This is a genomic window from Microcystis aeruginosa LEGE 91341 (assembly GCF_015206885.1).
In the GTDB taxonomy this organism is placed as follows: Bacteria; Cyanobacteriota; Cyanobacteriia; order Cyanobacteriales; family Microcystaceae; genus Microcystis; species Microcystis aeruginosa_H.
Map to the genome: position 1 here is coordinate 1 of NZ_JADEXY010000026.1, position 25,506 is coordinate 25,506.

24 protein-coding genes and 1 pseudogene are annotated in these 25,506 nt (G+C 41.2%); 11 read left to right on the forward strand and 14 right to left on the reverse strand.

Annotation, left to right across the window (positions count from 1 at the left end; translation table 11 throughout):
* Positions 1–225: 225 nt before the first annotated feature.
* Both IQ234_RS21010 and IQ234_RS06020 read right to left on the reverse strand, forming a co-directional pair.
* Positions 226–341 (reverse strand): annotated as a pseudogene (locus IQ234_RS21010) (RNA-guided endonuclease TnpB family protein); the annotation flags it as partial.
* Between the two features lie 14 nt (positions 342–355).
* Entirely contained in the window at positions 356–937 is a 582-nt protein-coding gene (locus IQ234_RS06020) for a hypothetical protein (protein WP_193956414.1), read from the reverse strand.
* 203 nt (positions 938–1,140) lie between these two features.
* Here IQ234_RS06020 and pyrH point away from each other — a divergent pair, with 203 nt between their 5' ends.
* From pyrH to IQ234_RS06065, 9 genes are all read left to right on the forward strand, one after another.
* Positions 1,141–1,863, forward strand: coding sequence for a UMP kinase (gene pyrH / locus IQ234_RS06025; protein ID WP_002732255.1), 723 nt, complete (start codon positions 1,141–1,143; stop codon positions 1,861–1,863).
* A gap of 13 nt (positions 1,864–1,876) precedes the next feature.
* Positions 1,877–2,398 (forward strand): ribosome recycling factor, encoded by a 522-nt coding sequence (frr, locus tag IQ234_RS06030; RefSeq protein ID WP_221633151.1) that lies wholly within the window; start codon positions 1,877–1,879, stop codon positions 2,396–2,398.
* 288 nt (positions 2,399–2,686) lie between these two features.
* Positions 2,687–2,977, forward strand: coding sequence for a nucleotidyltransferase family protein (locus tag IQ234_RS06035; protein ID WP_193956415.1), 291 nt, complete (start codon positions 2,687–2,689; stop codon positions 2,975–2,977).
* A gap of 239 nt (positions 2,978–3,216) precedes the next feature.
* Positions 3,217–3,342, forward strand: coding sequence for a DUF86 domain-containing protein (locus IQ234_RS06040; RefSeq protein WP_322743442.1), 126 nt, complete (start codon positions 3,217–3,219; stop codon positions 3,340–3,342).
* A 64-nt stretch (positions 3,343–3,406) separates the two neighbouring features.
* Positions 3,407–4,534 (forward strand): cobalt-precorrin-5B (C(1))-methyltransferase CbiD, encoded by a 1,128-nt coding sequence (gene cbiD, locus IQ234_RS06045; RefSeq protein WP_193956416.1) that lies wholly within the window; start codon positions 3,407–3,409, stop codon positions 4,532–4,534.
* Between the two features lie 140 nt (positions 4,535–4,674).
* On the forward strand, positions 4,675–6,300 hold the full coding sequence (guaA, locus tag IQ234_RS06050; RefSeq protein WP_193956417.1) for a glutamine-hydrolyzing GMP synthase: 1,626 nt from the start codon (positions 4,675–4,677) through the stop codon (positions 6,298–6,300).
* Between the two features lie 88 nt (positions 6,301–6,388).
* Positions 6,389–7,630 carry a DUF262 domain-containing protein gene (locus IQ234_RS06055; RefSeq protein ID WP_193956418.1) on the forward strand — a complete coding sequence of 414 codons (1,242 nt, stop codon included), beginning with the start codon at positions 6,389–6,391 and terminating at the stop codon, positions 7,628–7,630.
* A 14-nt stretch (positions 7,631–7,644) separates the two neighbouring features.
* Positions 7,645–8,289 (forward strand): HEPN domain-containing protein, encoded by a 645-nt coding sequence (locus IQ234_RS06060; RefSeq protein WP_193956419.1) that lies wholly within the window; start codon positions 7,645–7,647, stop codon positions 8,287–8,289.
* A gap of 85 nt (positions 8,290–8,374) precedes the next feature.
* Positions 8,375–9,655 carry a DNA cytosine methyltransferase gene (locus IQ234_RS06065; protein ID WP_193956420.1) on the forward strand — a complete coding sequence of 427 codons (1,281 nt, stop codon included), beginning with the start codon at positions 8,375–8,377 and terminating at the stop codon, positions 9,653–9,655.
* Between the two features lie 206 nt (positions 9,656–9,861).
* Here the strand turns inward: IQ234_RS06065 and IQ234_RS06070 are convergent, their stop codons facing one another.
* The 5 genes from IQ234_RS06070 to IQ234_RS06090 all read right to left on the reverse strand — a co-directional run bounded on the left by IQ234_RS06070 (position 9,862) and on the right by IQ234_RS06090 (position 14,720).
* Positions 9,862–11,481, reverse strand: a complete 1,620-nt coding sequence (locus IQ234_RS06070; protein ID WP_193956421.1) for a S8 family serine peptidase — start codon at positions 11,479–11,481, stop codon at positions 9,862–9,864.
* A 43-nt stretch (positions 11,482–11,524) separates the two neighbouring features.
* A complete protein-coding gene (gene cax / locus IQ234_RS06075; protein ID WP_002765102.1) occupies positions 11,525–12,610 on the reverse strand; it encodes a calcium/proton exchanger in 1,086 nt (361 codons plus the stop codon).
* Positions 12,607–13,068 (reverse strand): cupredoxin domain-containing protein, encoded by a 462-nt coding sequence (locus IQ234_RS06080; RefSeq protein ID WP_193956422.1) that lies wholly within the window; start codon positions 13,066–13,068, stop codon positions 12,607–12,609. The genes cax and IQ234_RS06080 overlap by 4 nt, the downstream gene beginning before the upstream one ends.
* 162 nt (positions 13,069–13,230) lie before the next feature.
* Positions 13,231–13,539, reverse strand: a complete 309-nt coding sequence (locus IQ234_RS06085) for a DUF6679 family protein (protein ID WP_002735547.1) — start codon at positions 13,537–13,539, stop codon at positions 13,231–13,233.
* Positions 13,540–13,868: 329 nt separating this feature from the next.
* Entirely contained in the window at positions 13,869–14,720 is an 852-nt protein-coding gene (locus tag IQ234_RS06090) for an alpha/beta fold hydrolase (protein ID WP_193956423.1), read from the reverse strand.
* A 231-nt stretch (positions 14,721–14,951) separates the two neighbouring features.
* Between IQ234_RS06090 and IQ234_RS06095 the strand changes: the two genes are divergently transcribed.
* A complete protein-coding gene (locus IQ234_RS06095) occupies positions 14,952–15,404 on the forward strand; it encodes a hypothetical protein (protein WP_193956424.1) in 453 nt (150 codons plus the stop codon).
* Between the two features lie 192 nt (positions 15,405–15,596).
* Positions 15,597–15,869 carry a lipopolysaccharide assembly protein LapA domain-containing protein gene (locus tag IQ234_RS06100; RefSeq protein WP_193956425.1) on the forward strand — a complete coding sequence of 91 codons (273 nt, stop codon included), beginning with the start codon at positions 15,597–15,599 and terminating at the stop codon, positions 15,867–15,869.
* Between the two features lie 147 nt (positions 15,870–16,016).
* On the opposite strand, the gene IQ234_RS06105 is transcribed toward IQ234_RS06100, so the two are convergent.
* The 7 genes from IQ234_RS06105 to cas10 form a co-directional block, all read right to left on the reverse strand.
* Complete coding sequence (locus tag IQ234_RS06105; RefSeq protein ID WP_193956426.1) at positions 16,017–17,492, reverse strand: hypothetical protein; 1,476 nt, start codon at positions 17,490–17,492, stop codon at positions 16,017–16,019.
* On the reverse strand, positions 17,489–19,450 hold the full coding sequence (gene cmr6, locus IQ234_RS06110) for a type III-B CRISPR module RAMP protein Cmr6 (RefSeq protein WP_193956427.1): 1,962 nt from the start codon (positions 19,448–19,450) through the stop codon (positions 17,489–17,491). The genes IQ234_RS06105 and cmr6 overlap by 4 nt, the downstream gene beginning before the upstream one ends.
* Before the next feature lie 63 nt (positions 19,451–19,513).
* A complete protein-coding gene (locus IQ234_RS06115; protein ID WP_002791046.1) occupies positions 19,514–19,903 on the reverse strand; it encodes a hypothetical protein in 390 nt (129 codons plus the stop codon).
* A gap of 20 nt (positions 19,904–19,923) precedes the next feature.
* Complete coding sequence (locus IQ234_RS06120; RefSeq protein ID WP_193956428.1) at positions 19,924–20,487, reverse strand: Uma2 family endonuclease; 564 nt, start codon at positions 20,485–20,487, stop codon at positions 19,924–19,926.
* Between the two features lie 9 nt (positions 20,488–20,496).
* Complete coding sequence (gene cmr4, locus IQ234_RS06125; protein WP_193956429.1) at positions 20,497–21,276, reverse strand: type III-B CRISPR module RAMP protein Cmr4; 780 nt, start codon at positions 21,274–21,276, stop codon at positions 20,497–20,499.
* A gap of 58 nt (positions 21,277–21,334) precedes the next feature.
* Entirely contained in the window at positions 21,335–22,474 is a 1,140-nt protein-coding gene (locus tag IQ234_RS06130) for a type III-B CRISPR module-associated Cmr3 family protein (protein WP_193956430.1), read from the reverse strand.
* Positions 22,474–25,485, reverse strand: coding sequence for a type III-B CRISPR-associated protein Cas10/Cmr2 (cas10, locus tag IQ234_RS06135; protein WP_193956431.1), 3,012 nt, complete (start codon positions 25,483–25,485; stop codon positions 22,474–22,476). The genes IQ234_RS06130 and cas10 overlap by 1 nt, the downstream gene beginning before the upstream one ends.
* Between the last annotated feature and the right edge of the window lie 21 nt (positions 25,486–25,506).

Consider the following 25,506-nt stretch of genomic DNA (forward strand, 5'->3'; position numbering starts at 1 on the left):
CTCATCATTAAGATAACTGCTCTAAGTAGCTGGTTATAATTAAATTAAAAATGGATTTTAGGTTCGATCCCCCCTGCCCCCCTTGATAAGGGGGGTGCCGATCCCCCCTTAGTCCCCCCTTAATAAGGGGGGATCTGATAATTTTTAACGCCTACCTACTTAACATCTCTATTTTGGCTTTGTTGGTTGCCATCGAGAAATTAAGCGAGAATCCCGACCATATTAAGCGGATTTCGCCGATAGCATATCTCGAAAAGAACGCCATCCTAAGTCTGATATAGCACGGGATAGCTTACGGTTTTAACCATTCCTGATGTGTTGAAATCTTCTAGAACTATCGTAGTGAAAAAGCCAATTAGGCAAGGGATTCTCCCACTTCTAAGAGGGGACAAAAGGGAAAATAGGGAGAAACCGTCCAACGATAGAATTTTTTGCTGCTGGTGGACTGAAGATTAAAACGCAGGGAAACAAAGGGGAAAAAGGGAGATACGGAACAATTCCAACTGAAAGCCGGCTTAGAAGTGGTGTTATCGCCCTGCAAAGACCAAGCGGGGTATTGAAAAACCTCGCGGACGAGGGATTTTCCTTCATCGGTAACTTGGGCGCAGCTGCGATCAATGCCCGAAACTAAACAGAGACTATTACTGACACAATTATCATTAGAAGCCACGATCAGGAGATCTTCCCCGGTGGTGGTTAGTTCAAAAGCGATAAAATCTCCACCTTGCCAACGACTAAGGACTTGTCCTTGGGCATTCTGGTAGATAGCGATGCAGTTTTCGGGATCGAGAAGACGATTACTATCGGGATCTAAGTAACCGCAAACCTTGCCCATCAGACGAGTTCCATCCTGAAACCCATACACCCAATCAAAGGTATCGGTTTTAGCAGCCCTTTGATTGTTTTTGTTGACCAATAGTAATCGATCGCTGATCACGGTTAAATTCTCAATAAAACTAAGCTCCCTTTAATAACAAAGGTATCACTAAATACCAATGTCCCAAGGAAAAGATTTATTAAGTTGAACTTCTTGTCCGGCTGGGAGAGTGAACTGGTCAACTTAAATCAAGGCCAAAACCTGCTATCTTATGGGGAGACAAAAATTATCTAGATCTTGTTTTAGCGAGTGGTAGTAAGGGCATGGCGTACAAGCGGGTATTATTAAAACTGAGTGGGGAGGCCCTGATGGGCAATCTCGGCTATGGGATCGACCCGATGGTGGTTTCCGCTATCGCTCAGGAAATCTCCGAAGTGGTTGACCAAGGCATCCAATTGGCGATCGTGGTCGGTGGGGGCAATATTTTTCGCGGGGTGAAAGCCGCCTCGGCTGGGATGGATCGGGCCACGGCCGATTATATTGGTATGATAGCAACAGTCATGAACGCCATGACCTTGCAGGATGCCCTAGAACGAGCGCAAGTACCGACTAGGGTATTAACGGCCATTGCGATGCAGGAATTAGCTGAACCCTACATCCGCCGGCGGGCAATCCGTCATCTGGAAAAAGGTCGGGTGGTGGTTTTCGGTGCGGGATCGGGTAATCCTTTCTTTACCACCGATACCACAGCAGCCCTGCGCGCTGCCGAAATCGACGCGGAAGTGGTGTTTAAAGCGACGAAAGTGGATGGGGTTTATGATTCCGATCCCTCTCACAATCCTAACGCGCGACGCTTTCAAAGTCTCACCTACGGTCATGTGCTGACCCATGATCTGCGGGTGATGGATGGAACTGCGATCGCTCTGTGCAAGGAAAATAATATCCCGATAGTCGTTTTCGATCTATCGGTAGCAGGTAATATTGTTCGCGCTGTCAAAGGTGAACCCGTTGGAACATTGGTAGGAGGATTCTGTGAAGTTAGCTGAAGTTCAAGACCATATGCAGAAAACCGTCGAATCGACCCAGAGAGCTTTTAATACGATTCGTACCGGCCGGGCAAATGCTTCTCTTTTAGATCGGATCGTGGTGGAGTATTATGGCATGGAAACTCCCCTCAAGTCCCTAGCGACCATTAGCACTCCCGACGCAACCACGATCGCTATTCAACCCTTCGATCGTACCAGTATGGGGGCGATCGAAAAGGCGATTTCCCTCTCGGACGTGGGTTTAACTCCCAGTAATGACGGTCAGACCATTCGTTTAAATATCCCTCCCCTCACTAGCGATCGCCGCAAGGAATTGGTCAAATTAGCGGCGAAATTGTCCGAAGAGGGAAAGGTGGCGATCCGCAATATTCGCCGGGATGCGATCGATGCTATCCGTAAACAGGAGAAAAGTCACGAAATTTCTGAGGATGAATCCAGGGATTTACAGGATCAAGTGCAGAAATCCACCGATAAATTTATCGCCAAAATCGAGGATTTATTAACGACAAAAGAAAAGGATATCATGACCGTTTAACTTTTTTTCTACTCAGGGATAGAACAGGCTTTTTGTCTGTTCTATTTAGCTTTTTGTCCCTATTTGAGAAGGTTTGAAGGTGAAGTCTTTCAGTTACTTATAACATTTTTTACAAGTAATGCCAGAAATGGTTAATTGCCCTCACCTTCAATCTCTCTAACTTTCCTGGGAGAGGGGATTAAGATACCTGCCACGAATAAAGAAAAATGGTATTATATACGGGTAAAATACTATAATTATTGTAGAAAAAATCATCTTGCTTAAAAAAATATTCGCTAAATTATAAAAATGAAATGCTATCAACTTATTCAAGAAAAACGAGAGAATATTATAAAAATTGCTCGAAAACATGGAGCATTTAATATTCTAATATTTGGATCAGTTGCCAGAGGAGAAGACGGTAATGACAGTGATATTGACTTTTTAGTAGAAATGGAACAAGGACGCAATTTATTAGATAGAATTGGTTTAATTCAAGACTTAGAAGATTATTTAGGCTGTAAGGTTGATGTGGCTACTATTAACAGTTTACGAGATTGTTTTCGGGAAAGAATCATGAAAGAGGTGATTCCTTTATGAAGGATGACTTAATTTATTTAGGTGATATTTTAGATAGAATTGAACGAATCGAATCTTATAAGTAGGTAGGCGTTAAAAATTATCAGATGCCCCCCTTATTAAGGGGGATCCCCCCGCCTTCGGCTTCCCCCCTTATCAAGGGGGGCTAGGGGGGATCGAACCTAAAATCCATTTTAAATTTAATTATAACCAGCTACTTACACAGGAGGGAAAAGTACAGATTCTATCAATCTTTATTAATTCAAGATGCTATGATTCGCTGTTTTGAAGTCATTGGAGAAGCTGTTAAACAACTCTCTCCTGAGATTAGAAAAAAATATCCTGAAATTACTTGGCGTAAAATTGCAGGGTTTCCGGAAAAATAGCAGCGGTTGCCCCCTAGTTCTATAATCAGATCACGGCTAATTTGATTGGCTATCGACCCTATTTATGTCTATCTCCCCACCCCGTTCGGGTTACACTTTACCAGTTTTTGCCTGTGCCAGTGCGATCGCATCTCTCCAGCATCTCCACGGCGAAAATGAGCTAAATTCCGTTACTTTTAATCTTTTAGAACCGCCAGAAACCGTTACAATTGCCATCGAACAAGTTGCCCGACTTAACCCCGATGCTGCCCTAGCTATCACCCGCAGCGATCCGGGGGACAATTTAGATTTAACTAGAAATACCCCTATATGGGCGTTAGTAGAAAGAAAAACGGGTAATCAAGAGATAGAGATTCAAGGCGGCGAAGGAATCGGCCTACAGGTTGATAATGGCGGAAAATCAGCTATTTATAGTTATGCCCAGCGTCTGCTGCCAGAAAACCTCAGACCCCTGTTACTGCCCCAAGAAAGCATCAAAGTAACGATTATCCTTCCAGAAGGCAAAAAACTGGCCACAAGGACTTCTAACGCCGCTTTTGGGGTGGTAGAGGGATTATCTTTGTTGGGTACCACTGGCATTTCCCAACCCCTGAGCGCTCCCGGACAGTTGGAAATCTTTCGCGAGCAATTAAAAAATTTATCCCGTCGTTTTGATCGCTTGGTGTTTTGTATCGGGGAAAATGGCTTAGATTTAGCCCCTCAAATGGGTATTAATCCTGATATTTTGGTAAAAACAGCCAATTGGATCGGCCCAATGTTATTAGAGGCACAATTACAGGGAATCTCTGAAATTCTTTTGTTTGGTTATCACGGTAAATTAATTAAACTTGCCGGGGGAATCTTTCAGACTCACCATCATCTGGCCGATGGTCGTCGGGAAATTCTTACCGCCTACGCCGGTAAAATGGGTTTAGCTACCCCCCATCTCCAGCAAATTTTTGACAGTAGCACCAGCGAAAACGGTCTGGAATATCTGCGTCAATTAGACCAGCAAACGGGAGATAATTGGGTGGAACGCATCTATGGAGAAATGGCTAATACGATTGATCGCCGTTGCCAAGAATACGTTTATAACCACAGTAACGGTCATCTTGGGGTCGGTTGTATTTTATTCGATCGCTCTCGTTCTTTGATCAGCAAAAGCGAAAATGGCCTTAAATTTTTGCAAAATCTACCAGTCACTCCCCAGTGACCGTGCTATGATCGTGGGAATATTTAGTCTTAAAAAATGAAACTAATAAGGCCATACTATTGTAGCTTATTTTCAGAACAATAGCCGATTTAGTTTACAAAACTTTAACCTTTTCCTGCCAGTTTCTTTTTTTGATCGTAGTGACAACTCAAACCCCCCTTCCTACCCCCCAAGAGACTTTGCCCTCAGAGTCCTTCACTAATAGCCTTAATCGTCAAATAATCATCATTCTTGACTTTGGCTCCCAGTATTCTGAATTAATCGCCCGCAGAATCCGGGAAACGAACGTTTACTCCGAAGTTCTCTCCTATCGTACCAGCGCCGAACAATTAGTCCAAATCAACCCGAAAGGAATAATTCTTTCGGGCGGTCCCAATTCCGTCTATGATCCTGGAGCGCCTCACTGTGATCCCGAAATTTGGAATTTAGGTGTACCCATCCTCGGAGTTTGCTACGGGATGCAATTGATGGTACAGCAGTTAGGGGGCAGGGTAGAACGGGCAAAACGGGCCGAATACGGCAAAGCATCCCTATTTATCAACGATCCTACCGATTTATTAACCAATGTCGAGGACGGTTCCACCGCTTGGATGAGTCACGGAGATTCCTGCGTGGAATTGCCTGCGGGTTTTGAAATTCTCGCTCATACCGATAATACCGATTGTGCGGCCATTGCCGATCACCAGAAAAAACTCTTTGGAGTGCAGTTTCACCCGGAAGTGGTCCATTCTGTGGGAGGAATCGCCTTAATTCGCAATTTCGTCTATCATATCTGCAAATGCGAACCCACTTGGACCACGGAAGCTTTTGTCGAGGAATCGATCCGAGAAATTAGGGCAAAAGTGGGCGATAAGCGCGTTTTATTGGCTTTATCCGGCGGTGTGGACTCCTCTACCTTAGCATTCCTGTTACATCGAGCGATCGGTGATCAACTAACCTGTATGTTTATCGATCAGGGATTCATGCGTAAGGGTGAACCAGAACGATTAATGCAGATATTTAACGAGCAATTCCATATCGGAGTCCAGTATGTCAACGCTAGAAAGCGATTTTTAGCGCAAGTGGCCGGTGTCACCGATCCCGAAGAAAAGCGCCGTCGTATCGGCCATGAATTTATTCAGGTGTTTGAAGAAGAATCGAATCGTTTGGGACCCTTTGATTATCTGGCCCAAGGAACTTTATATCCCGATGTGATTGAATCGGCCGATAGTAATGTGGATCCGAAAACTGGGGAAAGAGTCGCGGTTAAAATTAAAAGTCATCATAACGTTGGTGGACTGCCGAAAAATCTCCGGTTTAAATTAGTCGAACCTCTGCGAAAATTATTTAAGGATGAGGTGAGAAAATTAGGTCGATCGATCGGTCTTCCGGAAGAAATTGTTCGTCGTCAACCTTTCCCCGGCCCTGGTTTAGCAATTCGCATTTTAGGGGAAGTCACCGCAGATAAATTAAATATTTTGCGCGATGCAGATTGGGTAGTGCGCGACGAGATTAATAAGCAGGGAATGTATCACGATTTCTGGCAAGCTTTCGCGGTTTTATTACCTGTCCGCAGTGTGGGAGTGATGGGAGATCAACGCACCTACGCTTATCCCATTGTCCTACGTTTAGTCAGCAGTGAAGACGGAATGACTGCCGATTGGTCGCGGGTTCCCTATGATTTATTGGAGACAATTTCTAATCGCATTGTCAATGAAGTTAAGGGAGTTAACCGCGTGGTTTATGATATTACTTCTAAGCCCCCCGGAACTATAGAATGGGAGTAGCATTGAATTATTGATTGATCGTTATTCCCGTCCAAATATTGGGGCGGGATTTTTGCAGAATAGACAATTGAGGAGATTAATTACCACCATGGCACAGTTAGAGATGTGGGAAGAAATAGAAGAAGTGGATTTTGCGGAAGAAGAAGATGATGTTGAAGGAGAATCAGCAAACCAAAAAAAGCTACAACTCAAAGAAATCTCCGAGACTGTTGTTGCTGGAAGTGATTGGACTACCGCAACGATCCGCGATCAATTAATTCGAGAAAATATTCAACTCAATCCGCGCTTTCAAAGACGAGATGCTTGGAATATTACTCGTAAAAGTCGATTTATTGAATCCCTAATTCTAGGGTTTCCAGTCCCACAGATTGTCTTAGCTACTAATAATAAGGAAAAAGGTAAATTTATCGTTCTTGATGGCAAACAACGCCTACTAACAATTTTACAGTTTTATGGTGACAGTGCCACACCTAATAATAGTTTTACTTTAAAAGATTTAGAATTTCTAGATAATCTCAATGGCTGCCAATATCAGGATCTAAAAAATGATTTCAATTTAAATGATATCTCACACCAACTGGATAATCAAACTATCCGCACGATTGTTATCCGTAATTGGAAAACGGAGAGTTTCCTCCATAAAATTTTTCTGCGTCTCAATGTGGAAAATACCCCTTTGTCTTCTCAAGAATTAAGACAAGCATTACACCCAGGGGGTTTTATTAATTTTTTAGATGATCGAGCGATCGAAAGTCAAGCATTAAAGAAAATATTTAAATCTTCCTATCCCGATTTCCGGATGCGCGACACTGATATACTCTTGCGTTATGTAGCTTTTCATTATTATTTATCCGATTATCGCGGTGATCTTAAAAAATTTCTTGATAATGCTTGTGTTTCGCTTAATGCTCGATGGGATCAAAACTCAGAAGAAATCAAAAATATTATTGATCAATTTGAAAAAGCTGTCCAGACAACGATTAATATTTTTGGAGAGAAAAACTTTTCCCGTCTCTGGCTGCCTGAATCGGCAACTTATCGAAGTCAGTTCAATCGAGCAATTTTAGATGTGATGGTTTTTTACTTTTGCGATGATCTAATGAGAGCAGCTGCCGAGACAAACAAAGAACAGGTAGAAGAAGCATTTAAAAGTTTATGTCGTACTGCCGTTGATCGATTTAAAAATGCTGTATTAATTAGTACAAATACTAAACAATCAACCTATGATCGTTTTCATTTATGGGGTCAAGCTTTATCAGAAGTATTAGATATTAACTTCAATATTCCTCAGATGGAAGACAATCGTATTATTTTTAAGGGGTTAAGATAGTTAGTTTTTTTACTATGCCGAAATCTCTAAGATTTAGACAACTAACCCAAGAATTGAATCGACTAAAAAAACAATTCCTACCTCGTAAATTCAGCGAGATCAATGAATATTCTGAAAGACAGTTAGCTTTAACTTTTGCCTATCGAGTCTTTGCTCATGCTGAGATTGAATCTTATCTTGAAGATCGAGTTTGGGAGACCGTACAGACAGCAAAAAATATCTGGGATAATCAAGGTAAAGCTAGTCGAGTTTTGTTATGTGTAATCGCTTTTTCTGGTCAAGAAATGGAAGCTCCTCCCGACACCATTACTCCTCTTAAAGGTAAGAAAAATGTGCCTGAAGATAAACTAAAAATAAATAAAAAAATTGACATGGTGATTGGATGTTTTAAATCAGTTATCGATCAAAATCATGGGATTAAAGAAACTAACCTATTAAAATTACTCTTACCAATCGGCATCGATAGTGATGACTTAGATCAAGTTTGGTTAGCAAATATGAATACTTTTGGAAAAGAACGCGGTGAAATAGCTCATTCTTCGGCAATCAAAATAAAAACGAAACAACCGCCTAACCCTGCCGACGAATTAGAGAGAGTTAAACAAATTATTCAAGAATTAGAGAAAGTCGATCAATTGATTACTAACTTGCTCAAGTAATTGCAATCTTAATAAAACTTAAAGTTTTAATTATATCAGAAATACAGTATAATAAAAGACAGACAATAGAGAGCTAATCATCAAAGTGAAACATAGACCAATTGCGATCGATTTATTTGCTGGCTGCGGTGGGATGTCCGTTGGTCTAGAAGCGGCGGGATTTGATATTGCTGTAGCGGTGGAGTTTGATGCAGTCCATTCCTTGGTTCATCATTTTAACTTTCCCTATTGTCAAACTATTTGCCGGGATATAACCAAAGTAACAAGTAGAGAAATATGGGAATTATTAAAACTAAAAGGCTATGCCACCGATGTTAGTTTAATTGCCGGTGGTCCCCCCTGTCAAGGTTTTTCATTAATTGGTAAACGACAAATAGATGATCCTAGAAATTCTCTTGTATTTGAATATCTGCGGATTGTAGGGGAAATTAAACCCAAGTATTTTATCTTTGAAAATGTCCCCGGCATGGCTACGGGTAAACATAAACAATTTTTAGAGGAGTTAATCTCTGAATTTGAAGCTATTGGCTATACAATCAATCAGCCAATTAAAATCCTCGATGCCAGTGAATACGGCGCACCACAAAAACGCAAAAGATTAATCTTAATTGGTAGTCGAAAAGACGTGACGATGGCTAAATATCCTTTGACAAAGACCGTCGATTTAAACTCAGCCAAAAAATCAGCTTTTACCAGCGTCTATGATGCGATTTCAGATTTAGAATTAATACCGGCCTTTATCGATACTGATTTAGGCATACCTGCATCAAAATTAGATTATAGTGGCAAGAGAAAAAAATATTCAGTGCAGCCAAGGGATATTTTTAAACTTTGCCATCAAAGAACAGTAGATACAAAAATCTATGGACATATAGGCTCAGTTCATACCCAAAGATCAATTGATAGATTTATCGTAACCGAACCGGGTACAGTGGAACCAAAAAGTCGCTTTTTCAAGCTTTCTCCCACTGGATTATGTAACACTCTCCGGGCCGGAACTAATAGCGACAAAGGGGCCTATACTGCTCCTAGACCCATTCACTATTCTATTCCTCGTTGTATTACTGTACGAGAAGCCGCCAGATTACATACATTTCCCGATTGGTTTCAGTTTCACCGCACAATATGGCATGGTTTTCGTGAGATTGGTAATGCGGTTATTCCGCTATTATCGAAAGAACTTGGCTCTTCTGTGATGGGAGCAATGAATATTAATACCGCTAATCTCAACCGAGTTATTTTAGAAAAAATGCCCGAAGACTTATTGCTATATAATATGTCTCAGGCATCAAACTATTGGGGAATCTCTGACGATGTTATCCCGAAAAGAAAACGAGGTGTCTCTCAGAGACTGGTCAGTATTTAAATTATACTAAGTCCGTTTTTGATAGTACAATTATAGTCATTTCAATTAAGATTGAGAATATCAATCCCAGAGTTCATAAGGGTTTTGTCGGTCTAGACTGTATCAGACTTATCTGAAATGACTATAACTTACTATCGAACTTTAAAAACTCGCTCCCATCTCCCCACTCCCCTATACTTTTTAAAGAGGATTTACTATCATTTTCATTATTCGGGAACCGTCCACCAAGCGAGAGCAAAAGCTTGTTCAATATCGTTAACTTGTTGACGATATTGAACCCGAATTTTATAGTTTCCAGAGATGGGTACAGAACAAAAAATATGCTCTAAACTATCACTATCACTCAGGGAAGCACAGGTGTATTTAGCATTATTATCCTCCTGGGCAGGTAAAAGATAAACATCTAAATTATTCAGTCCTAGATCCTGGAAACTTTCATCGAGATCATAGAGATTATTGCCATTAGTGTCGATTAGTTCTACCAAACGATCCCAAGCTAAAGTTATCGAAACAAAACTATTAGCTTTTAAGGGCTTCTCTAGGGCATAATCTTGATAACCATTAGCGGTAACTTTACCGTAATCCCAACCAATAGCAGGAATAGATTCTGCGGCAGACCATTGACCATTACTAAACTGTTGGTAGGCGCGAAAAGTGTTAAGATGTCCCGTCCCCATCTGCATATCTAAAGGAATTTTCGGGTCTTTATAAGCATCGGAGTCTAACCAAGTTTTTTGATCCTTAGTTAAGACTGTCCGTCTCATACCTAACCGTAACCCGTCACCCGTATCTTTAATTTTATCGGCAGAATTAAGCATGACTGCCTTCATCACTTGATGATGACGAGAATCGACACTCCAATGGGGATTTTTTTGATTAATTTGTTGATCGCCGTATTCTTGTAAAAGTGCCACGGATGCCGTAATATGAGGGGCGGCGAAACTGGTGCCACTAACAGTATTTAATTTACCTTTGAGGTCATAAAGCTCTATTTTATTGCCGGGGGCAACTAAATTAATCGACCGCCGCGAACCATCATTAATTTCCCGTTTAATTAAACTGCGACCAATACCCACCGGCAAAGCACTAATATTAGCAAAATCAACTTTAGTGAATTTTCCTTCTCTTTTGGCTGTATAAGCGGTAGTAATGCCGTTAAAATGATCGGTGGGAATGGGAATCCCTCCCTTACCTTGATTACCAGCAATTACATAAAGAACATCATCAACTCGCGATGACCAATCAACACATTGAGTTAATAAAGCTTGACCATCTAATTTTGGTTCCTGTCGCTGATCTCTTTGCAAAGATTCCCCAAAACTAAAGTTAATCGCCCGCACATCACCGCTATTTTGTCGGGCAATATTTTGACTAGCAAGACATTCTTCCGGTTGTCCGCCGCGTCGCAAAGAACCCACCGCCCCCGAATATAATCTCGCTTTTGGGGCAACTCCGGGGATTTTTTTATCATCACTTACCATCACCGTTGCCACCATAGCGGCGTGATTATCTAGATAGGTGTTGGGTTTGGCAATTTGATCGCGAAAAAAAACACCAGCTAATTTATAGGGAGGCTGCCAAGCTGCCACTTTATCATAACCGAACTGAGCCGGTCGTCCGATTTCCACTTGACCGATGGCAATTTTTCGCCCTAATAAATTATAGGGTTCTGCCCGCAGGCGTTCGGCATAAATTCCCTGTTCACCGATGGAATTAGAAAGAACTAGGGAAGGAAGCAGAATTATCGTTACTACTAACCCGACGACAAACCAAAACCCTCTTTTCATCATCAGCAATCCTGCGGCGGTAAGGTGACACCAATCCATTCTAAGACAGAAATCTCAGAAAATACCGGAATCTCTTTTTTGGCTAGGCGGGATGGTAATAAAAAGCCACTGCCAAGATTAAATAGGTGGCTAGTAATAGGGTTCCATCTAACCAATTGGAACGACCAGTAAAGCTGATTAAATTAGTAACAACCACCGCTACAATTAAAGCCACCACGTTAAAGGGATTAAAATTTAAATCCATCGGTTGCTGCCAAAATTGACCGATAAAAACTAATAAAGGTGCTACGAATAAAGCCACCAATAAACTATCACCCATCGCCACGGAAACCGTTAAATCCATCTGATTTTTTAGGGCTAATTGAGTGACGGTAACTATTCCAGAAACATCGCTAATTAAAGGAATGAAAATCACCCCTATAAAGAGAGGAGTGAGATTAAATCCTTCCATCACCGATTCCACTACATTAACAAATAAATCCGACTCATAGGCTACAGCTACGGTGGAAGTAAGCAGCACAAGTAACCAAATCCAGACTTGAGCTTTTTCTTCCTCACTAACCTGATTGTCGGGGGTATTTTCGTTACTTAATCCCACTTCGTAGAGATAGCTATGGGTTTTCAGGGAAAATAATAAAGTTAACCCGTAAACTATTAATAAAACTGTGGCGGTGACTAGGGAAAGACTGAGAATATCGGCAACTTCCACCACGTTAGAAGTATATATTACTAAAGTTGGTAAAGCGATCGCTATTACGGCTAAAGTCATAGAAGAACCATTTACCCGCGCTAAAATCGGTTTAAATTCCTGCTCTTTGTAGCGAATTCCTCCCGTGAGCATTCCCATGCCCATAAATAATAATAAATCACTGAGAATACTACCGGTAATACTGGCTTGTACGATGTCCACCAAGCCTTTTTTTAGGGCAATTAAGGCAATAACTAAAGTGGTAGTATTGCCAAAGATAGCATTAACTAATCCTCCCAAAGTTGGCCCGGTAACTACGGCAACTCTTTCCACAGACGTACTTAACCAAATTGACAGGGGAATGATCGATAAAGCAGCAGTGATAAAAATAGCTTGATCTCCCCAATTAAGACGACTAGCGACCACCGATAGGGGAATAAATAATAGGAAAGCAAAGGAGACAATTTTTCTTAAATTCATGGGTTATTAATGGCAATTTCTCCCACCATTCCCGCCTCGGCATGACCCGGAATAGTACAGATTAATTTATACTTACCGGTTTTGAGAGGAACTATCACCCATTCTGCCTGTGCATTAGGTTTTAATTCTAGTTCGTGAATTGCCCCTTTAATCTCCACTTTTCCCGCTTCAACTTTCTGCGTCCAACTAGCATCAGCGAAGTCTTTAGCGGTAAAATAATGTTTAGTGGGACTGGGATTATCGAGGATTAATTTGTATTTTTGTCCAGCAATAAAGTCTAATTGGCTAGGAAAGAATTTTAATTCTCCTTGCCCGGAGCCTAGACTAATTTTAACTTCTAGAGGTGCAGACCCAGCCAAGGCGGGAAAAGTCACTAACCAACAACTAATTAAAATTATTACTACTGCCACAAATTTTTGATAGATATACTTGGCAGGGAAGTAGGGATTAGAATTCATTTTGCTCCTGCAGCTGATAATAGAGAAAATCTGACGGCTTTGACGATAATTTTAGAACAAGTGGTGATTCTTAGCGGCTCTCTTCCCTTCCATTCCCTAAAAGTCCCTTGGCCACTGTTCAAACCTCGGGACTTCTAGCCACTGTCAGTTAAATCGACAAAATTAATCTAAGCTATCGGGAGAATGGGGATAAAGTTGTTCTGCTTCCGGACAATCTTCCGAGACATTAATATCAGGATTCGTCCGCGACACGGAGGCCAGTTTTCTGCTCACCGCACCGATACTTTCTAAACGCACCATTTCTTCCCAAGAACTAATCTCGTCTTCTTCTTCTGTTTCGTAGCGAATGGTGACGAGATCGCTTTCTAGATCGATAATACGAGCATTATCAATCCATCTTTGCTGATCGCGCAAGAAAATGCAGACTTCCTGACCATCCATACAGAATTGATAAATCTTGCGGTGTAACATAAATTGCTCCTAAACAGCTTCTTTTGTTGAATTCAACTAACGGGAAGTGACAAAATGCCAATCTCAGCAATAGCTCAAGAATTCCCGTGGGTAACACAAAAGGGAGAAAAATTCCGCTAGTAGTGGCAAGAATGGGAAAGGAAAGTCAGGTTTCCAGTTTGGGACTACGTTCTTCAAAGACATCGATTCGATTGATAGACGGCTTCGGCGATTCAGTAAAAAATCGCCCTTATAGAGTCATTGTGACATAAAATTTCACTTCCTAACAGTATCTGTGGATGGAATGGGGAGATAGGGAAATTTCCACTAAAATCCTAAAAACCCAACACCTAACCCCGATGCTGATTTAAAATAGCGATCATCTTTTCGGCCACCGCTGCTGTTTGTTCGAGCATGGCAAAGTGACCACAATCGGATAACTCAATCACGTTGCTGCCGGTTTCAAACAAGGGATGAAAACTGGCCAGATGGTTAACGTACTTAACTTCCATAATCGTATCCTCTTTCCCCGCCAGAAAATAGACCGGCTGCGGGAGACGGGAGACAATTTGGGGTAAAAGATGAACTTCGCTGATAGTGGTGGTTTCCAAAAGTGACCCTAGGGCCGCTTGGTAATCGGCCCGGACAAAATCAATCACGCGCTGTTTGCCCCATTTTTTACTTAGGGTTTGCTTGACCATCATCCGCGAAAATAAAAGATCAATAAAGGGAACACTGGGCAACCAAGGCGGTCTTCTCTCTAAAATCTGTCTTCCGGCTTCCCGAAATCGCTCAAATTCCTCCTTTAGATAGATGCCACCGCCGGCATTCATACAGATTACCCCTTTAATGCGTTGAGGACAGATATCCGCAGCCCATAAAGCAACACTACCACCGAGGGAATGACCGACTAACCAAGCAGCATCGAGATTTAAGCGGTTAAGAAGGGTAATAACGTCTTGGGAGTAGGATTCAAGGTTATAACTGCTAGGAGGACTGTTAGAGGTGATTTTTTGGGAGTCGCCAAAGCCCCGGAGATCGTAAACTAGACAGGGATAATCCGGGGAGAGAATATCTACCAAAGGCTGCCAGTAGTGACGACTCAGCAGCCAACCGTGTATAAAGACTAAAACCGGTTTATCCTCTTGGGGCGAAAATAACTCGTAACTGTGGGATACTCCCGATATGTCGATGGTAGGCATATAATCAATCTCAACCTAAGTTAAACCGTTGATAGGGGTTACTAGGGACACTTCTAGAGAAAAATCGGTGTATTTAGCCTTGTTTATAGAGCAAAGTCAGGGAAGCTTAGGATATTCCCCGATAGTTGATCAATCAATGCTATAGACAATTTCAAAAGCTTCTACTTTAATTATAAAACACTGGGGATACCTCCCTAAAATAGGATGAAAACCTAAGACCAGGATTTATCTATGAAATGCGATCGCTTTTTGACTCTTTCCCTAGTGTTAAGTTTGGGATTAGTTTTTCCCCTCTCTTTACCCGCTCAAAATCCCCCCGCTACCACCTTTCAACCGGGTCCTTGGCAGCCTGTCGCTAGGGTGAATATGAGTCGTCCTGTGGAGATCAAAATCATCAATCAAACCGATATTGACCTCAATTATGACCTATCGGCCAATATTGATTCCTCTCCCCAATTATTATCTCCAGGTACGGAGACAACCCTAAAAGGTTTCGTAATTCCAGCATATATTCTGATTAATCGGGCTAATGCAGCGGCGGATCGCTATTCTTCTAGTTTAATCTATGCCGTAGAAGTCAATGATGATAATTTAGTCACGATTACTGTTACCAAAGTTCCGGGGAGTACCCCCGGTTATACCACCTTTAACATCAATCAACAGGGTGCTATTTATATTTACTAGCTCCACCTTAGGGCGATCAGGCCACAATTATATTATCGCGATCGAGATTTATTTGAGATTGATAGACAATTGTAACGTTTTAGTCAATTAACGGTAATTTCCGCCCCAGGGAGGTTAAGTTAATAGGGGTCTAACTCCGAAGTTAGCCGACAAAAGGTTAAAAAATCTCCTACAAATCTGGCGAGGACAAGCATGAATACAATCACTAATTTTTTAGCTAGTGCTATTGTCGGTGGTTGGATTATGACCATGGCAGTTTTTGCTATTCAAAATATCCAACCAGTTTCTTTAAAGTTTCTACAATTTGAGTCAATTAAAGTACCTATCGGTGTTTTGTTGGCTTTTTCTTTGGGAATCGGATTTTTTATCGCCGCAATTATTCCCGCTTTTTTTAGAAAGTCGAAAAAATCTCCTCGCAGTCGCTTTTCTCCCCCACAATCGGAGTTAGATGAGTTTGATTTTTAAATAGTCTTTTGACTTGCTAATTTATCACCAGCATCCCAGCTACATCTCAATTGAGGAGAAACATCTATATTAGATTTTCAGACCAGACGATGGGCCTCTACCATGGGTGCAGTAATATTATTGTAGGGGCTAATTACATTTTGCACTTTAAACAACATTATAATTTTTGATAGCTGTTAGGACTCTCTGATGAATAGAAGCAAATAAACTTCCTTGCCATAAAAAAGAAAATTTATTTTCTGTGATTAGATTGAGACAATTTAAAATACGTTTTTCCCAGTCCTGTTGATTGTGAATGTTATTTCCCCAAGCTTGATATAATTCCTTCTCACTAATACCTCCTAATTTGTGAGATAATCGATTTCTAAGATTACGCAATTCTTCAGAACCCCAAGCTTTTAAATCCGTAAAGTTTGCCTGGGGAGAAGTGAGAGCAATATACTTCTCTATTAATGTCTGTTGAGTGCGACTATCTAGCTTAATGTCAGAGACAGGATTGCCATTATTAACAAAAAGTTCTTTAAGAGCAGGATATTTATTCAACACAGATGATTTTAAAGATGAATAAGTATATTCAGAATTAACCATATAGTCTTTAAATTCATGTTTTAAACACTCATAAATTAAGCCTTCTACCGCTCTAAAACTATGCAGCATAGCCTCGGTTGTATTTTTTTGTTTTACTCTAACTACAGCAGTATAAGCTTGTTCGTAGGCCATCCACCAATATTGTTGATGCTGCTCTTTTTGTTGATTATTGAAACTAAAAGAAGCGGATTGAAAAAAATCTTCAAATTGTCCTTGATTCCAACTTAATCCAGATTTAATTAGCGCATAGGTTTCCTTCCATTTTTGTTTATTTTGTTCATAGTAAGGTTTAACTAAGTTCTCAAGACCAGCATAATCATAGCGTTTTAATAATTGTAGTGCTTGTTGTCGAGTGCGATCCCAAAGATAGTTAGTCCCTAAAAAAGGCCCTGTGTAATCTGAAGAAATGCCCTTTTGATTGTTATAAGGAGTGGGAATAAATTCATAGAATTTAATATCGTTTCCATAAAAACTCAATCCCGAAATTCTCGACGCTTCTGAAGCTTGTCCCACCCCACCTTTTAAGCACAATAAAATAGGTTGATTGGGTTGAGGTTTTATATTTTCTTTCCATACTTGTTGCCACCAACGGAACATTTCCTCGAAGTTAGAAGGGTTTTCATTATTTTTACCTATATAGAGAATATTTACTACCAAATCAGAATTTAATTTATTTAGCCAATACTTAATTAATTCTCCTGAGTAAAGAGTATCTTTTTCTCTTTCTTTTACTGTTTCATTTTGATCAGTTACTACTAAATAAACTTTTTCGAGATCATTTATTTTATCTTCCAAAAGCTTACCCAGAATCACGGGTTTTACTCGATCTCCATAATATTCAATATTTTCCCAAAGGTATTGGGATATTTCTCGAAAAGATGATTTTTCGGTCAGAGCTAAATCAGACACCACTTCTATCTGTTCTCCGAGAATATCACCTTTCATACGATCATCGCCAATATTATACCAGTCACCATTGGTGACTTGAAACATTAAATCTCTGGTTCCGAGCGTTGCAACTAAAATTGATTTCATGAGATTATAATAGGGAATATTTGAGCAAAATTTTGAGGACTTGTATTACTTCTTAATTGCCTGATAAACTCTTGACGGGGATTCAGATTAGCACGAAATAGAGTAACTATTTGGTAATCTCCTAAATCAGCAATCCACACGGGAGAAGGTTTAGCTCCACCACTGACTTTACCACAGAGATTACCATCATATTCTCTTTGACCATTTTTACCGGTAATTTTCAAAATATCACTGTGAAGAATTGCTAAAGCATGGGGTTTACCTCTTTGTTCATTTCCTGCACAGACAAAAATTTGACAATTACTATCGGCCGCATCAATCCAATTACTCTGAGAAACTTGACCAGCTATCCTTAAATTATTAGAGTTTATATTAGTGCCAGTAACTTGATTTAAAGATTTATAAAAATCTCGCAATCTTTGCTGAAATTGTTGTTTAACCCCCTGTACATCATTGGGAATTGTCCAAAAATCTTCTTCACTTTCACTATCAATATTACAAAATGTAGAGCCACGAAACCACGGGGCGCGTTCACGACTTTGACGAGAATAAACAGGTCTTCTCGCACCTTGACCAATCCCACCCATATTAACTAGAAACCAAGTCAAATATTTAGCTAATTTTTTGACAGCTTCTTGTTTATCTTTTGGAGTTTCGGAAGACAAAGATAAGACTAAAGTTCCCTGCTGTTCACCACAGGGATCATCTTTACCCTGAGCATTGGGTCGGGGTTCTTTTTGGGTAACTTTACCGTCAAGAATATTGACTCGCAGATAACCGTATTTTCTAGGGTTGATACTCCCAAATAATTTAGCTTCAATCTCTTGAACTTCGTTAATAGGTAAAACTCCATATGCAAAAACACGAAACCAGTATCGCATCATCGATTTAAAGCCTGTCGGACGAACTTCCGCGACCGGTGCGCCGCGCATTTGCCATTCATTACGTCGGTCATTCCATTGCCATTGGGTGAATCGTTGATAACCATGAATTAATTGACCTTCTAGCTCAAAATCCAATCGATAAAATTCCGATTCTAATCTTGGGTTTTTTCCAGATACAATCAATTGTCCATAACCAGTATTTATTTGTGAACCTATGCCAAGCTGTAAACCTTTTTTCAGCCATTGTTTTACCTGTTCAAGTATCTTTTCATCTTGACAGTTACTAGCTAGACGTAAACCAATTAAAAAAGTTGATTCTTTGAGAGAGAAAAAAGGATTAGGGTTAGGAGAATATTCTATAGAATCATCTTTCCATGACCAAATATTATTAGCCATATCCATTTCTAACCCCCCGTTTTTAGAAGGTAAAGGATAGGCATCGAAAAAGACAACTTTACCCGTTTTATTTTTTTCCTCTTTGGCGTTTATATCACCGAAATAGGGAGCGATTTCTTTTTCTGCGTCTTTCCATTCCAGATTATTTGCCGCCATGATTTCTCGGATGGCTTGGGTTCTGGCAACACCCCGCAATGTACTAGATGGAATATAGGGCATTCCGAGGGCATCAAAGGCAGGTAAAAGAATACTTTCCGGTCCGCGATGACCACCGACACGAATACGCCAAGTGGATTTGACTTGAAAAGCGATTCCGTCTTTCGCTAACAGTTGGGTACGTTGATTGAGTTGCTCAAGACGCTGAGTATAGTTAGCATTTTCTTGGGCTGTTTGCAGAATTTGGGTTTTAGTCGCATCTTTGTGTGGATAGTCGGCAGCACGCATCCAACGGAGATATTCGACAAAACTGGCTGATTGGTCGGGTTGAGGTTCGTTTTCGGGGTCTAACCAAGGTGAGGGTGGAGGAGGATTGTTATTGCCGCCACCGCCGTTATTATTGCCGCCACCACCCCTAGGAGGCTTTTTAGGGGATTGGTTGTTATTTGTGGGTTTTATAGCTTGATTTTTTAGGGTAGGTTTTTGAGGGCGATTAGGACGTGGTAAGGGGCTATCGGACATAATAATTATAATTTCCTTTCTAGTTCAATGAATTATAAAAACTGTGGTGAAAATTTACCTGAGTTAGTCCCCACTTTCCACATCGGAATAGATGGCATTAGCCCAGAAGCTAAATTCTTGGGCGATTTCCAAGCCTAAACCCGTTAGTCCTAGATAATCATCGGTAGATAAATCCTTGAGAGTAGTTAATCCTTGAGAATTAGAAAGATTATCTCTTTTAGATGACTTTTCTAGGCATTGAAAATACTTTTTAACTACCTGTTTTTTTCCTTCTTGATTGAGGGCAGTTTCTTCGGCTTTTAGGCGCATCATTCCCCAAGTAGAAAGATAGGTATAAAGTTCAAGAGCTTGATTTTTTTGTTCTTTGCGGCGACTCTTATCAGCAGTGGCTGAGGACAATTCTTGCAAGGCAGTGAATACGGGATTGCTAATCGTTCTAGGGTCGAATGTCATGGTTATTTTGGCTCCAAAAGTTAAAAAATATTACCTGACCAAAGGGTATCAAGAGAGATAACAATATCGGGAAATGCGGCAGCGGATAAAGTTCCTGTAATAAATTTTTCTTGATATTGATAATCAGAATTTATCGGTTGACGGAAAACATAAATCTCTCGATTTTTGATAGCAACTACCCAATATTCTGCAATACCAGCTTCGGCATAGATGTGTTTTTTTTCAGTTAAGTCTTTACTGAGAGTTGAGTCGGAAATTTCGATTAACCAAAAAATTTCATCAGCATAGGGATGATGATCTCGATAGCGAGAACGAGGGGGAAAAACTACAGCAATATCCGGTTCAGGTTCCGAGTTTTCTAGGGTAATTGGTCCAACTTCTCTTACCCATGCTTTATCCTTGAGACGTTGACGGAGAAAGTTAGCTAATCCTTCTCCACTATCTTTGTGTAAAGGGCCTTCTGGACTCATTTCGAGAATATCTCCATTCAGTAATTCTACACGCCGATCGATTAAAATTCCCGCCGCAATCATGCGGTGATAATCGACCACTGACCATTTAGCTAGGGCAAGATTAGCTGTCATAAATTACCTCTACCATTGTTGCACAAAACCACGTCCTAAACTTTCCTGTCCGCCGATTTGTAGAATGTCATTATCTGCTAATAACTGTTTAAAATCAGCTTGGGATTGTTGTCTGGTTCCATTAGCTTGAGAGGTAATACCCCAAGGAAAATACATTAAGGTGTCGGGGGGAATAGCTTCTTCATAACGAAATCCTCCATCGACGGATTTATGCTCATCTAATTTAATTTTAACTTGTCTCCATAAACTCATTTGAATTAGAGTCGTGCAATGCTGATCGGGCAGTACTAAAACTTTATTAATGCCACTGCTGACAGAGTTTTTGGGAATAAAACTTTGCCAATTTGACCAGTCTTTTAGATCATTATCCTTGAGAATGGCATCCTTGAGATAAACGTTGGTGTTGGCCTTTTTAAAACTACAGCTATATTCGGGGGGAATTGTCAGACTAGGATTAGTTAATCTTGTCCAACGACGAAGAAGTAAAGGAGAAGTGATCCAGACGACACCGTGACTAAGGGAAGGGACGGGCAACCAGAGAATCGAACCATCTCCTATCCAGATGTCTCCCTGTTCCAAGTTTTCTGCACCTTTATCGATTTCATTACCGAATAACTTAAATTTTAGGTTTTCTTCGGTAGCTAAAGAACGGATTTTCCCGCGAATTGTACTGGAGGGAATATAGGGTAAAGTGGTATGGGATTCACGAGCAATACCCACTAGATTCCCCTCTTGAGTGGTTCCTCCGGTGTGTAGGGGAGAAAGTAGATAAAAGTGAATTAAGTTCATGATTAATTATTCTCCTTTATAGTTGATCCAAAGTAATTCTGAGTAGCCTAATTTGCGCCTATTCGCTTGTCCAAAAACAGCGATCAAATTTGATCCAAAGTAATTCTGAGTAGCCTAATTTGCGCCAGCGTTGGTGATATTCGGGGCTATCGGGCTGATCTTGAAATAGGCGATCGGGTTGATTTAAATAGTATTGACTACCGGCGGGGGCGGCGAAAACTTGGGGGGCGGGAATGCTAGTATTTCCTTTTGATTGAATGCGGCAACTGATCGGGATAGCTCGATCGGTTGCGACACTGACTAGATTGCCCGGTTTCTGATTACTATTAACAGTATGGGCGAGTTTCCATTCCCAGGGCCAAGAGCGGCAAGTGGCTTGATTATTATCGTGACGGCGTTCAAAAATACCGGGAGTAATGAGATACGCGATCGCTTTATTTATTTGTTTAAAGTTCTCCTCGGATTGTTGTTTTAATTGTTGCCATTGTTGACCTAAATTATCGCATTTTTCCAGTATAACTCGGTGTCCTTCTCCTCCTAACCGTAAAGTGGCGGGAGTGGGAATATTAACATCAATTCCGATCGCTATACTCCAACCGGGTAGCATTCGGATCGCTTTTTCCACAAAGTATCCATCGGCATCTTCTACCTGTTTACTTCCTGGTTTCATGGCATTATGGGAACGAATTTCTTCTTGCCAGGGTTTATCTTCTCCCTTGTGTTTTACTACCCATTGGCTAGGTGCGATCGCTCCTGTTTTTAAATAATCGAGAATAACTTCACAAGGTAGATACTGACGATATTTACCTTCGTTCTCTTCTCCCTCTTCATTTTCTCGATTTTGGCAATTTTTGCTAGATTTAGCCTTAGCTAAGGGGGCAGGTTTCGATCGATCCCACAATATATGCTTTTCTGAAATCGTTAAATTATCACTCCAAGAAATAGGAATTAATGGGTCAGAATTGGCGAATCCTAAAGGACGGGGTAAATATAAGGTATCTCCAGCAAAAGATAGGAATGGACCGGTGATTTTAAAATAGCTATTTTTAGAGCGATCTAGTAAAGCACTTAAAGCACCGGCGATCGTGTGACCGTTGGGGGGAAATGTACTTCCGGCCCAGGCTCTTTCTCCGGGACTAAAGGGTTTGGCATCGCGTAGGAGAAGAACATCTAGGGGAGTGATTGTGTACCAATACATTAAATGGAACCTCCGATCTTAATCTCTCTTTTTCGAGTCATAAAAGCCGCTAGTTTAAGCCAATTGTTGATAGCTTCATTGAGAACTTTTGGTGTGTTTTCTGTAGTTTGCCAAAGGCTATCTAGAAAGTTGGCAAGTTCTTTTTGAATCTGCTCTGTTTGTTTTTCTGATAAGTTCTCCCGACGGCTACAGAAGGCTTTTGCCCATGGAAAAATCGCTTCTTGTACTGGTGCGGGATGTTGTTCCCAAATTGTCGCAGCTTGTTCAAAGATACTGGCATCTAAATTCAATTCTAAGAGTTTTTGCCATTGATGGAAAACATCAAACTTAGCCGTAGATTCGAGGACGTTACCGTTACCGTAGAGAACACGCACTTGTACAGCGTCTTTTTTGACTTTTTTGCCGTCAAAGCCTTTATAGGCGTGTTCCTTGGCTTTTTTCTCAGCTTCCCAGAGATTTTCTAGGGCGATAGCAAGGGGTACGGAATGATGAGCGATGACAATACCAAAACTGATAGTCGCCCGCTTTCCCATGGTAAATAGGGGACGTTTGGAGAGATTTTCGGGAGGTTTTTCGCCTTCCCATTGCCAATAGTCACCGGCGTTATTAAATTCCTTCTGAGGGTCTTTTTCTCCCTTAAAACATTGGCGGATATCCCATAACCATTTATCCCATTCCCAGAGATTAGTATAGGCGAGAACATCATCACCGCCACCATAGATTAAGCGTCCTGCATAGCGTTGTTCGGTGAGGTAGGGAACGAGTTGATTAGAGAAGTCTAAAAGGGCGCGACTGAGGGCGCTATGGGTAGATGGTCCCATGCGTTTATCGAGGGTGACAAAATCACCAAAAGCTTTCTGCACTTCTTTTTCTAGGGTATCGGTTTCAGTCGGGGGATGATCTGCGTATTGATGAAGTGACTTAGGGATATATTCTCGATAGGGTTTCATTTTTTGGCCTTTTAACCATTCCCCCATTCCGTCACCGTCTCCTGCGGCGATAACATACCAATCAGCCGGGTTATTGTTGGGATAGTTTTGGTCAATTAATTGGCTTAATTGATGGCGATAATTAACCATTTCTTCATCGGTAATCTCCAGTTCTTCTACTAACCATCCCACATTGAGAAATCGAGGGTGATAACGTTTATATTCCGGTTCGATGTGATCGTCAATGTAGGGGATTCCCCAGGGTTGGGTAAGTGCTGCGGGAATCTTTTTACCGTCTTTTCTTAGCTTACGCGAGATGGTGCCACAAGCGTGATGGAAATGGTCGAGATCACCGCCTGTTTTGAGATAACCAGCTACTCCCACGGTTAAATCGGGATAAGCGGCATCTAGACGCTTTTGGTCGCTATTTTTTAAGAGTTTTGGCAGGATTAGGTGTAATCCGCGTTTAACGGTTTCGGTGGCGTTGAGTTGTTCGATACCATCGAATAATCCGGCATTTCGTTGCCAATATTTTTGTGTTTGACCTTCAGTTATCCAATCGTTGTTACTATCGGGATGGACGACGGGGCCAAGTCCAGAAATGGTGGAACGGGGGCCGAAAGCGGTGGGAATCTGCCAATCGCGGGCATTTTTGACGGCAGCAAGGGCCGAACGGTTTTGATCGAAAGCACTACTCCACCAAGAACCAACATTAGAACTAAAGGGATATTTTTTCCAGTTCTGAAGACGTAATTTTCCGGCTTTTTGCAGAAATTCCTGCTCTTTTTCTAAGAATAGAGCTTTTTTATCGTAGAGATTATAAAGTTCGTTTTGTTTATCTCGCCAGCTTTGTGCTTTTTCTGGGTCTTCGGCTTGATTTTCGGCGCTATTTTCGTTTTCTTGATAAATTTCGCTACTGGTGAGGGGTTGGTCTTCTCTACCGATGGGGATCCCCACATAATAGGTTTGCCATTGGGCATTTAACCAACTGTCCCAGGTACGACTATTTTCTTTTAATTTGGGCATCCAGTGACGTTCTCCCAATTCCTCGAAAACTTGCCGACTAATTTCTTTCCATTGTTTTAATAAACTAGATTTAGCGGTTTGCATGGCCGCTGCCACCTTATCTTTGGGCAAGACGAGGATAATAATGTTGGGAAATCCGGCGGTTAGTAATTGTCGATCGCTCGGTGGGTCGATCCAGGGTTTAAAATCGGGATATTTCTCTAGTAACCATCGATCGATTAAGGGTTGTGCGTAGAGAGAGGGATAGATCAAACTATCGGGACCGTATTGTTGGGCCAGTTGCCAGCAGACTTGAGCAGATAGATAGTGCAGAATCCAAGAACCTGCCCAAAAATCGCGCATTTTGCGGCTGGCTTTGATTAGTTCTTGCACAGGGGAAAAGGTAAAACTAACGAGATAAGCGTGGGATAATTGTTTTCCTGTCGGCCATTTATTGACCACATCCTCGGAGGTGAGATCATATCCCGCTAGGGCCCCGGCGATGGCCGCCGTTAAACTGGCATGACTCCAGATCGATCCGTCCGGTATTCTGGTTTCGGCGGGCATTAAAAGCAGATTTTCGTCATCGAGTAATTTCGTCGCCGCTTGGGGAAGACAGCGCCATAACCACCAAAATAGTTCTTTAGCTTCGTTTTCTGAGATTCCTGTGCGTAATCTGTCGGGAATTTGGTTAAATAGCCGTTTTTCCTGTTCTTTTAAGTAATCTGTGCGGTTAGAAGCGATTTTCTGATGGGTTGTGTCGGCTAATTTGAGATTTAAAGGTTCTCCGGAGAGGAGGTGACGCAATTCTAGACCTGTTTCTCGATCGTAGTTAACGAATTGGGTTAAACTACCGATCGCCGATCGATCGCTGGCTGAGGTGATATAGTCAGCTAGTTTGATTTGTTTGAGAATTTTTTTAGTCGATTCTTCGGGGTTATGTTTTCCCCACAACTTCATTACTTCTAAATCTCTCCAGAAACTATTATCACCGCGTCCTGAGTTGCTATGTAGGGCCTTGAAGACGGGATCGTGTAGTAATCCCCAGATTTTCGCTTGCCAGTATCCTAGAGCCATAAACGTCTGTCTCAACTTGTT

Coding starts and splice junctions, on each gene's coding strand:
- pyrH (WP_002732255.1), top strand. CDS start 1,141: ATGGCGTACAAGCGGGTATTATTAAAACTGAGTGGGGAGGCCCTGATG.
- frr (WP_221633151.1), top strand. CDS start 1,877: ATGCAGAAAACCGTCGAATCGACCCAGAGAGCTTTTAATACGATTCGT.
- IQ234_RS06035 (WP_193956415.1), top strand. CDS start 2,687: ATGAAATGCTATCAACTTATTCAAGAAAAACGAGAGAATATTATAAAA.
- cbiD (WP_193956416.1), top strand. CDS start 3,407: ATGTCTATCTCCCCACCCCGTTCGGGTTACACTTTACCAGTTTTTGCC.
- IQ234_RS06055 (WP_193956418.1), top strand. CDS start 6,389: ATGGCACAGTTAGAGATGTGGGAAGAAATAGAAGAAGTGGATTTTGCG.
- IQ234_RS06060 (WP_193956419.1), top strand. CDS start 7,645: ATGCCGAAATCTCTAAGATTTAGACAACTAACCCAAGAATTGAATCGA.
- IQ234_RS06070 (WP_193956421.1), bottom strand. CDS start 11,481: ATGGATTGGTGTCACCTTACCGCCGCAGGATTGCTGATGATGAAAAGA.
- cax (WP_002765102.1), bottom strand. CDS start 12,610: ATGAATTTAAGAAAAATTGTCTCCTTTGCTTTCCTATTATTTATTCCC.
- IQ234_RS06080 (WP_193956422.1), bottom strand. CDS start 13,068: ATGAATTCTAATCCCTACTTCCCTGCCAAGTATATCTATCAAAAATTT.
- IQ234_RS06085 (WP_002735547.1), bottom strand. CDS start 13,539: ATGTTACACCGCAAGATTTATCAATTCTGTATGGATGGTCAGGAAGTC.
- IQ234_RS06090 (WP_193956423.1), bottom strand. CDS start 14,720: ATGCCTACCATCGACATATCGGGAGTATCCCACAGTTACGAGTTATTT.
- IQ234_RS06095 (WP_193956424.1), top strand. CDS start 14,952: ATGAAATGCGATCGCTTTTTGACTCTTTCCCTAGTGTTAAGTTTGGGA.
- IQ234_RS06100 (WP_193956425.1), top strand. CDS start 15,597: ATGAATACAATCACTAATTTTTTAGCTAGTGCTATTGTCGGTGGTTGG.
- IQ234_RS06105 (WP_193956426.1), bottom strand. CDS start 17,492: ATGAAATCAATTTTAGTTGCAACGCTCGGAACCAGAGATTTAATGTTT.
- cmr6 (WP_193956427.1), bottom strand. CDS start 19,450: ATGTCCGATAGCCCCTTACCACGTCCTAATCGCCCTCAAAAACCTACC.
- IQ234_RS06115 (WP_002791046.1), bottom strand. CDS start 19,903: ATGACATTCGACCCTAGAACGATTAGCAATCCCGTATTCACTGCCTTG.
- IQ234_RS06120 (WP_193956428.1), bottom strand. CDS start 20,487: ATGACAGCTAATCTTGCCCTAGCTAAATGGTCAGTGGTCGATTATCAC.
- cmr4 (WP_193956429.1), bottom strand. CDS start 21,276: ATGAACTTAATTCACTTTTATCTACTTTCTCCCCTACACACCGGAGGA.
- IQ234_RS06130 (WP_193956430.1), bottom strand. CDS start 22,474: ATGTATTGGTACACAATCACTCCCCTAGATGTTCTTCTCCTACGCGAT.
- cas10 (WP_193956431.1), bottom strand. CDS start 25,485: ATGGCTCTAGGATACTGGCAAGCGAAAATCTGGGGATTACTACACGAT.